Below are 8,113 nucleotides of genomic sequence, written 5' to 3' on the forward strand. Positions count from 1 at the left end.
TTAAAAAGTTCAGTAATTAATACAAAAATATCGATGTTACTTTGCGGCGCTGCGAAGTGTTACGTAATCGTTGCGGCTGCATCTAAGCAAAGCGTGCTCTGTGAATGTGTCGCAACCGTGCATAACAACGCATAAAAACAATAAGCGCACTTCTGAATTCCTTCGGAATTCAATAGTTCTTAGTATCTTTAAAATTAATTCGAACAGTCGGTCCGTTTTGCAGCTTACTGTTCTTATGCAAACCGTTATCTCGCATTATGAAAGAAAAATTTGAACATTTATTAATACTATTTTGTTCAGTGATTGTACTTGCAGTTAGCAGTGGCTGTAAAGAAAAACAAGAAGCGGACCTAAATTTTAAAAAAACAAATGAATATGAATTTGAAAGAAAAATGATGGTTTATGATTTGGGTAATAATGTAACAAATGAGGTAGAAATTTATATCAACAAAAATAAGGACACGATTGTATGTCAAAATTTTGTTTATAATAATAAAGTTCTTGATAGTACTGAGAGCCTGTTTTATACATTAAAAATTAAAAAAAATTCTGATACAGATGAATACGACGGATTAATTAGTTATCATTTTAATCCTGAACGGGAAGGTAAATTAGCCTCATTTGACTTTACTGTAATAAGTCATAAGGTTAAAGAAAAAGCAGATTTTTTGAGTTTTGATAACTATAATATTAAAAACAACTCTTTAGAATTTAAATTTAAGAACAGGAGTGACACTGTAATAGGATTTATGTACGCCCAGCACTCAAAAAATATTGTTGAAAATGGCGAAGATAAAATTCAAATAAGTGAAATATTATTGCCTGTGGATAACTACCCCAAAACTAATAACCCATTTGTAGAAGACCTTACGCTAAAATAACGCGAGATAACAACGGTTATAAGTAATGCGGGTTTTATTGATTATTCGAAAGTTTCGGTATATTTGGTTAATCCGCCAAATCTTCTGATTTGGCTTTTTGAACAAAAAAAGATAAAAAGAAAACAGTAGATTTGGCTAGTGCTAGCTCGAAAAAATTAAGGAAAGATTTCTCCCGCACTACTCATACCCTACCCGTTGTAAGCCATTTAATGAGACAATATGAAACTATATCTTAAGAGTATAGCAAAGCAGTTAAATAACTTTAGTTTGTCGTTGGACAAGACCTCAATTCTTATTGATAAACCTTGGGCTTTAATTGATGAAGAACTTGAAATGCAAAAGCTCATCTTTAAAAAGAATAAAGAGTTAATTCTATCAAAAAATGGAAAGGTACAGGTAGGAAAATGGGATTACTTTCCAGAAGCTAAATCGTTATTAATTGATAGGAACTCAGACAAAATCCTTTGTAATGAAGCCTTCATAGATAAAGGAGTAATGATACTTAAATTAGATGGTACTGAAAACAGGTTTTTTACACTAGCAAATGAAAACATAGTACCTGATTTAGATGCATACAGATACCTGAAAGAACTAAGGTCTCAGAAATTAAAAATCAAAGAAGCTGAATTGATTGACGGCAGAATTATCGAAATTCAGAGAGAGAATGAATATAGCGAACCTGAATTAGGTAACCCTGTAACAGTTGAGGCAGAAACAATTGAGGACGGAAAGTATCAACTTACCAAAAAAGAAAATTACTATGAGATAAGAAAAGGGCGCATTTTCAAAATATTAACTGAAAAAAAATATACAAATTCTGATGGAAAAGAAATTTATATTCAACAACAGGATAATTGGAAAATTAAAAATGGAGATTATGTTTATATATTAGGTAATCCAGTTGAAACTTCAATAATAAACTTCTCAAATTCTAAGAACTTGGTGGTTAGAGAAGGAAAAGTGGTTCGACTTGAAAGGAAAAACCCTTTTACAAGATGGCTTTCTAAATTTTGGAAACAGACATGGGGTTACTATTATGAATAAAAAAACGGCTTACAACAACAGGTATAACTCATAGCTAGGTCGTGGTTTAATCGAAGGTTTCAGGCGTTTTTGGGAATCCGCCAAATTTTTAAATTTGGCTTTTGCAGGTAAAAATTAAAGACAAAATGTAAAAATTTCTGCTCGTGCTAATTCAAAAAGTCCGTACCTTTTAACACGCAACGAGCCATACCCAAACCGTTAGCATAAATTGCTCCGAAAAAATCCATCGGATTTTATTCAGTCGCAATTTATTCGAGAAAAGACATAGACCGAACCGAACGTTACCTGAAATAGATTGCGCAAAATAGGATGACGGAATTGAAAAAAATATGAATTCTAAATTTGACGGAATTTAATATGCAACGGAATCTGACTTCTATAATGCGGCAAGCTGGAATCGAAATGGCGAAACGCAATCAATACGTGAAAATATTGCGGTAGTACGCAATCGATACGGCAAAACGCAACTGTTGCTCGAGCAGATTAACGGGAACAGTATGTGCTTACACGCATGTGTCGCAAAATATGCTAACACTGGCTATAAGTAATACGGGTAATATCGTTTAATCGAAAGTTTCGGTATATTTGGAAGACCGCCAAATCTTTTTGATTTGGCTTTTGAAATAAAAAGATAAAAACAAAACAAAAACATTTAGGCTAGTGACGGTTCGAAAAGTGAGTACGCTTCCCTCCCGCACTCCTCATAGCCCAACCGTTATCTCTTATTTTGAAAAAAATATTTCACATACTATTAGTTCTGATTGCAACCGTAATTGTTGGTTTCGTTGGATTAACAATTTTTGGAATTTCAATAATGGGAAAAGAAATGGATACTGGATTTGGTAAGAAGCCAAAGCAGAGTTTTGCGATATCCAAACAAAAACGAGTTTTTTATGTGTACGGACTTGACACAATTAATTGGCAGGAATTAGTTTTAAAACAAAAAATTGAAATAATGCTCCAAAAAACTGAGCGTGATTCAACAATATTCTTTAGTTATACTGGTCTAAAAGATAGTTTAGATAATTATGGCTCATTGCAGTTTGTAAAGTACGAGAAAGCTATTTATATACTTGGCGAAAGACATAATCTAATTGGAGCCGAAAAATATATAAATAAAGAAATCTCAAAATTTCCGTTTGATCTTTATGAGACAATAGAATTTGGTTCTCATCCGAATGGACCGTTCTTATTCAATTCTGATTATGGATTGTTAAAAATGGATGTAATGTCTGATGCCAAGCAATTATTTTATCTACCGACAGGAATAAAAATTAATCTTGAAAATGAATTGTTACGAAAATAAAAAAACAAGAGATAACAACGGGTATAACTCATAGCTAAGTCGTGGATTAATCGAAGGTTTCAGGCGTTTTTGGGAATCCGCCAAATTTTTAAATTTGGCTTTTGTACGGAAAATTAAAAACAAAATGTGAAAATTTCTGCTCGTGCTAATTCTAAAAGTCCGTACCTTTTAACACGCTACGAGCCATACCCAAACCGTTGGGCAACATTTGAGAAATGACCGAAATCAAATTATATAAATCAAAGAAAAAAGTTCTGAAACTATTTCTACTTGCTGCGCCATTAATTGCGGCAGGAATATGGATGATTAATAGAGATGGCGGAACTGAAACTGACCGAATAATGGGCTGGATAGGAACTTGCTTTTTTAGTTTAGCAATTCCAGTAGGACTTTTCCATTTGTTTGACAAAAGACCTCAAGTAGTAATTAATGAAATCGGAATTTATGATAGAACGACTCACGACGAATTTATAAATTGGGAAATTATTAAAGATGCTTTTGCAGTAAATGTTTATGGACAACATTTTATTTGTCTTTTAGTGCCAGATGATTTCAAGCCTTCTAAAAGGAAAGGAAAATTTCATAAAGCTATGAGTAAAATTAATGAAGCTCTTGATTTTCAAGAATTGAATATACAACTTGGACAATTAGAAATGGACACAATTAAACTGACTGAATTTATAATCGCAATGACACACGCTGAAAAAAGTAAAAAAGCGGAATTAATAAAAACGTTGCCCAACACAGTATAAAAATAATTGCGGTTAAGTGCTTAATCAAAAGGTCGTTGCTTGTTTGTAACGTCTGATTTTCCTGCGGAAAATCCTCGCACACAAAACCGCACTATTCTTATACGTAACCGTTATGCCACATTGGAGAAAAAATTATGAGATCATTCGCAATATTATTTCTATTAACTTTTTTCAGTTGCTCCGAAGATAAAAAATCCGATTGCAATTACATTACGGATTATTATCAATCAATTTATAAAGCGGATTACGAGTTTCAAATAAAGAATTACGAAAAGGCTTTTGAATTCTACCAAATGGCTTTTAAATCTTGCGAACCGATAACAACTCCAACGTATAATGAAATTGGAAAATTTGCAGAAACAACGGCCATTCTGAAAAAGTATGATTTAACCTTGGAGTACGCCAAAAAATTGATTTTAAGCGGTAGAGAATTAACCATATATCAAAACAATCCGAATTTTAACGAATTTATGACTTCAAAATATGGTCAGTTATTGGAGCAAGATTATGATAAGTTGCGAGAACAATTTATGGAAAATGTAGACTTTAATTTACGTCATGAACTGATTGCAATGAAAGCTGCTGACCAAAAATACCGTGTGAATAGAAATATTTACGAGAACAATCGCGATAAGCAAGATAGTATTGATAAAGTGCATGAAAAAAGACTAATTGAACTTTTTGAAAGTATAGGTTATCCAAACAACGAAACGTACGGACCATTCTCATTGGATCATAATCACATTGATATAGGTCTGTTTCTACTTCATACGGATGATAGTATCCGAATGAATTATTTTGTGCCTAAGGTCAAGGAATTCGTAAAAAATGGAAAAGCTACACCACGAACTCTTGGAACTATGATAGACCAATTCTATTTATATAATGGCGAGCCACAAATTTATGGTACATACACAAAGCAAGATGGCGGGTATGAGAATATGATTGATGATTTAAAGAAAGTTGATAGTAATAGAATTTCAATCGGACTACCACCTTTGGATCTAAAGGATAAAAAGTTAGGGCTATAAAAAGTTATATAAGAAAATTAAATCGCAAAACAACGTGGCATAACAACGGTTATAAGTAATACGGGTGATATTGTTTAATCGAAAGTTTCGGTATATTTGGTAAGTTCGCCAAATCTTCTGATTTGGCTTTTGATGTAAATAAAATTAAAAACAAAAACACAAGATTTGGCTAGTGCCGGCTCAAACATTAAGTACGCTTTATTCCCGCACTACTCATAACCAAACCGTTCTAAGCCATTTTCAAGAAAAATTGTTTCATCAAACAATATGATGTAACTTTATAGATGCATTCTCCCCCAATAAAACAAACCTAAATGAGTATTCAATCAAAACTAATTGTTGATGATCGAGTATCTAATGTACTAAAGTGGAATTTTGCCTTTGATCAGAAAGCCGATTACAACAACCGACCCTCAGGAAACCCTATTTTTAAAGGTATCAGTATCACATTGGAAGCAGACAAAAATACGGATCTAATGGAATGGATGATTAGTCCCAATATGACAAAACAATTTGAATTGCACCTAACCCCGACAACCTTTATCTCAAAAACAAGAAAATTATTATTCAATGATGCTCATTGCATAGAATATAAGTTAAATTATAATAGCGACACAAAGCGACCACTCTCAATTGAATTGTTTATTACCGCAGCAGGATTTAAGGACTCACTCACTGGCGCAGAACATTCTGAATATTGGAGAGTCACTTATCCAAACACGACTCCTTTAACAAACATTGAACAAGAAGAACCTATTCAAAGGAATATTTCGGTTAAGTCGTTTCTAAAAAATGGAACGATTGTGCCGCTGGGAATAAAGGATTATAATGGAAAATCGGAGGAAAATAATTTGAATTTTGATATAGAAGTCATGGAAAATCCGGCCGAAAAAATGTTAATAGAAGTTAGAAAAAGCGGCAGCACCATTTATAGTGAAGAAATTACCAAAGGTGATATGCTATCCGTAGGCATACATGAATGGAAATGGGATGGTTTCGATAATAATGATAATTTAAATACATATTCATTAAAAAATGATCCATTAAGCTTAAAAGTCACTGTTTGGTTCGAAGAAAAGGAAGAATATAACATACTGTCAATTGACAATATTGTTGCGAAGAAAGTGGAATGGGTTGATGTTGATATTCAGAGAAATATAAAACAAATGGTTATCTATCTAAAGATTAATCTTCGTGATGGTGGGGAAAAGGGAATCAATAAAGCAAAAAATATTCCTGAAAATGTAATCGAAGATCAAGGCTTCGAACCAATATCTAAACGAACAAAAAATTATAATGAATTAGAAGGAATGGCGTTGAGTGGAATTAACAAGTACTGGAGTAGAACCGCCGATAACGTTACAGAAACACTTATTAATGGAGAAGATTGGAAAATATCTGTAATCGCTACAGCGGATGATAAAGGAATGAAAGCTCCTAAAATAATCTACTTCACAAATTCAAAAGAAACTAATTTTACCCGTTCTCATAATTGGGAACTTTCAAGAAAATTGTTTTATAAAGTGGGGTATTTAAAATATGACGATTGGGTATATCAAAACAATTCATATGCTAACGAAGATTTTATTGAGACATCTGCTCACGAAATCGGTCATGAAATATTATTAGCCTATGGTGGTCAAAGCTATTCGAAAGAACATAAAGATACTTCCGATTTACTGCAAAATGTAACGAATGAAAATTCGTACCCTAAAATTGGAGAAATTGATTTGATGAAATATTATGATGGATATCGTCCTAACGATTTTTACGAAAGAAGAGTTGCGAGTGCGAAGGACGTTATAAGTTTAATTTGGTTATCAAAATTAGAAATAAGATGAAAAAATTTTTGATTATTTGCGTTATAATTTCATCATTCGGCTGTAAATCAGTTGAATATTATCACGGGGTAACAGTTGACGAAACTAATCAACCATTGCGCGATGTTAAGGTTATAGAAGATAATGTAGAACGTAAGTTTGTGTTTACTGACAGTTCAGGTTATTTTATCCTTACAAAAAATCCTAATACAGTTTCACGATTGGTTTTTGAAAAATCAGGATTTATAACAGATACGGTGCAGACTGTATGGAACCGGTATGATGGAGCTGGAAAACGATTCTTGAATAAAAAGCCAGATACTATTGTTATTCAAAGGAAAAAATAGACATCTGAAAAAACGGCTTAGAACAACGGGTATAACTCATAGCTAGGCAAAGGTTGGCTCGAGAGGTTCGGGAAAGTTTGCAAATCCGCCAAATTTTTAAATTTGTCTTTTGTACGGAAAATTAAAAACAAAATGTGAAAATTTCTGCTCGTGCTAATTCTAAAAGTCCGTACCTTTTAACACGCTACGAGCCATACCCAAACCGTTACAAATAATTAAACAAAAAAATGACAAAAAAAATTTCACTAATTGGAATTCTTTTAATTTCAATGATTTCAGTTGGGCAGAATGAAGCAACGGATTACGGATTTAAAGGAGGACTAAATTACTCAAGTCTTATTGATAATAATTCCAATGGATTACAACCCGATTACAGCGGAAAAATAGGATTTTACATTGGCGCATTTCTTTCTCTTGATTTAAATGAGAAATTTACACTAAGACCAGAATTATTATTTTCACAACAAGGTAGCAACTTCAATATAGATTTTTCAGATTTAAATATTTTTGACCCTGACGACCCAAGATTTATCGCCTCAACTGATGGAAGTATTAATGAATCAATAATTTTACTACCGGTATTATTGCAGTTTGGAGTGGCTGAAAAATTAGGATTAGGTTTTGGACCTCAGTTTGGATATGTACTAAGCAGAAAGATAGATTATGACACGAACCCAATAAACACACAATTCATCCAAAATGACGATTCAGAAAAAATTGAACTCGGAATTAGTTTAGATGCGGAATATTTGCTGAATGATAATTTCGGACTTAACTTACGATATAACTACGGTATTTTAGAAAGGCAAAACTTTAATTCGTCTGTTTTACAATTAGGAGTGAATTACAAATTGTGAAGAGTTAACTATTTGTAACAACGCATAAAAACAATAAGCCCACTTCTGAATTCCTTCGGAATTCATTAGTTCCTA

Annotated in this window: 8 protein-coding genes; all 8 read left to right on the forward strand. The window is 32.8% G+C overall.

Features of this window, described 5'->3' with window-relative positions; genetic code table 11:
- The first annotated feature begins 257 nt into the window (after positions 1–257).
- A complete protein-coding gene (locus ULVI_RS00900) occupies positions 258–881 on the forward strand; it encodes a hypothetical protein (protein WP_068588517.1) in 624 nt (207 codons plus the stop codon).
- A gap of 273 nt (positions 882–1,154) precedes the next feature.
- The gene (locus ULVI_RS00905) at positions 1,155–1,925 is read left to right on the forward strand and encodes a hypothetical protein (RefSeq protein WP_197463461.1); all 771 of its coding nucleotides are present in this window, start codon (positions 1,155–1,157) and stop codon (positions 1,923–1,925) included.
- 727 nt (positions 1,926–2,652) lie between these two features.
- A complete protein-coding gene (locus tag ULVI_RS00910; protein WP_068588527.1) occupies positions 2,653–3,231 on the forward strand; it encodes a hypothetical protein in 579 nt (192 codons plus the stop codon).
- Positions 3,232–3,446: 215 nt separating this feature from the next.
- The gene (locus ULVI_RS00915; RefSeq protein WP_068588528.1) at positions 3,447–3,983 is read left to right on the forward strand and encodes an STM3941 family protein; all 537 of its coding nucleotides are present in this window, start codon (positions 3,447–3,449) and stop codon (positions 3,981–3,983) included.
- 134 nt (positions 3,984–4,117) lie between these two features.
- On the forward strand, positions 4,118–5,014 hold the full coding sequence (locus tag ULVI_RS00920; RefSeq protein WP_068588531.1) for a hypothetical protein: 897 nt from the start codon (positions 4,118–4,120) through the stop codon (positions 5,012–5,014).
- 314 nt (positions 5,015–5,328) lie between these two features.
- Positions 5,329–6,855 carry a type VI secretion system tube protein TssD gene (gene tssD / locus ULVI_RS00925; protein WP_068588533.1) on the forward strand — a complete coding sequence of 509 codons (1,527 nt, stop codon included), beginning with the start codon at positions 5,329–5,331 and terminating at the stop codon, positions 6,853–6,855.
- Positions 6,852–7,181 carry a carboxypeptidase regulatory-like domain-containing protein gene (locus ULVI_RS00930; protein WP_068588537.1) on the forward strand — a complete coding sequence of 110 codons (330 nt, stop codon included), beginning with the start codon at positions 6,852–6,854 and terminating at the stop codon, positions 7,179–7,181. Before tssD ends, ULVI_RS00930 begins: the two co-directional genes overlap by 4 nt.
- Before the next feature lie 227 nt (positions 7,182–7,408).
- The gene (locus ULVI_RS00935; protein ID WP_068588540.1) at positions 7,409–8,038 is read left to right on the forward strand and encodes a porin family protein; all 630 of its coding nucleotides are present in this window, start codon (positions 7,409–7,411) and stop codon (positions 8,036–8,038) included.
- Positions 8,039–8,113 lie beyond the last annotated feature (75 nt).

This window comes from Cochleicola gelatinilyticus (genome assembly GCF_001637325.1).
Taxonomy (GTDB): domain Bacteria; phylum Bacteroidota; class Bacteroidia; order Flavobacteriales; family Flavobacteriaceae; genus Cochleicola; species Cochleicola gelatinilyticus.

What these genes read in the sequence shown, in the direction of transcription:
- tssD (WP_068588533.1), top strand. Translation starts at nt 5,329, where the DNA reads ATGAGTATTCAATCAAAACTAATTGTTGATGATCGAGTATCTAATGTA.
- ULVI_RS00930 (WP_068588537.1), top strand. Translation starts at nt 6,852, where the DNA reads ATGAAAAAATTTTTGATTATTTGCGTTATAATTTCATCATTCGGCTGT.
- ULVI_RS00935 (WP_068588540.1), top strand. Translation starts at nt 7,409, where the DNA reads ATGACAAAAAAAATTTCACTAATTGGAATTCTTTTAATTTCAATGATT.
- ULVI_RS00920 (WP_068588531.1), top strand. Translation starts at nt 4,118, where the DNA reads ATGAGATCATTCGCAATATTATTTCTATTAACTTTTTTCAGTTGCTCC.
- ULVI_RS00915 (WP_068588528.1), top strand. Translation starts at nt 3,447, where the DNA reads ATGACCGAAATCAAATTATATAAATCAAAGAAAAAAGTTCTGAAACTA.
- ULVI_RS00900 (WP_068588517.1), top strand. Translation starts at nt 258, where the DNA reads ATGAAAGAAAAATTTGAACATTTATTAATACTATTTTGTTCAGTGATT.